Origin of the sequence: Actinopolyspora sp. BKK2 (genome assembly GCF_011291845.1) — a bacterium.
Lineage (GTDB): Bacteria > Actinomycetota > Actinomycetes > Mycobacteriales > Pseudonocardiaceae > Actinopolyspora > Actinopolyspora saharensis.
In genome coordinates, this window is the sequence record NZ_JAANTE010000021.1 from 1 (window position 1) to 1,020 (window position 1,020).

General features: G+C 66.0%; 1 pseudogene. It reads left to right on the forward strand.

The annotated features are described in order from the left end of the window. The first annotated feature begins 100 nt into the window (after positions 1-100). Positions 101-1,009: pseudogene (locus G9Q41_RS21415) on the forward strand (IS5 family transposase). The last annotated feature ends 11 nt before the right edge of the window (positions 1,010-1,020 follow it).

Here is a 1,020-nt window from a genome sequence, read left to right on the forward strand (position 1 = left end):
CTAGGAGCTGTTTAAGAAGGGCCCCTGGTGTGGGGATGTAGGGAGGTCTCCGGTAGATGGATCGACGACCAAGAAGATCAACATCTATCCGGAGACCTCGGTGGGAAGCGTATCGAGCGGCGGGCGTAAGGATCTGACGGACCGGCAATGGGTGGCGTTGCAGCGCGTGTTGCCGCCTCGTTCCGGGGTGGGTCGTCGGCCGACGTGGACGCGGCGGCAGTTGCTGGACGGGATCCGGTGGCGGGTGCGGGTCGGCGCTCCGTGGCGGGACGTGCCGGAACGGTATGGGCATTGGCAGTCGATCTAGCAGCTGTTTCGCCGCTGGCAGCGGGAAGGTGTGTGGCCTTGGATCCTGACGATGCTGTGGTCCTGGGCCGATCGGGTAGGCCTGATCGACTGGCAGGTATCGGTCGATTCCACGATCAATCGGGCTCACCAGCATGCCGCCGGCGCCCGCCGCTGCCCCGATGGGCAGGTCGAACCGCCCGGCGAGGAACCGGCTGATCATGCGCTGGGCCGGTCTCGAGGCGGGTTCACCACGAAGATCCATCTGGCCTGCGAACAAGGACGCAAACCGTTGTCACTGGTGATCACCGCTGGTCAACGTGGTGACAGTCCCCAGATGTCGGCCGTGCTGAACGCGATCCGCGTGCCCCAGCTCGGACCGGGGCGAGCGCGCACCCGCCCGGCACGAGTGCTGGCCGACAAAGCCTACTCCTCCCGCGCTAACCGGGACTATCTGCGCACACGTGGCATCGCCGCGACGATTCCGGTTCCCAAAGATCAAGCCGCCCACCGCCGGGCGCGCGGCTCGGCCGGAGGCCGACCGCCTGCTTTCGACCCCGCCACCTACCGACAGCGCCACGCCGTCGAATGCGGCATCAACCAGCTCAAACACCACCGCGCCGTCGCCAGCCGCTACGACAAACTCGCCGTCCGCTACGAAGCCACCGTGCACATTGCCTCCATCAACATCTGGCTCGCCGACCTCGCCAAGATCAATTCCTAAACAGCACCTAG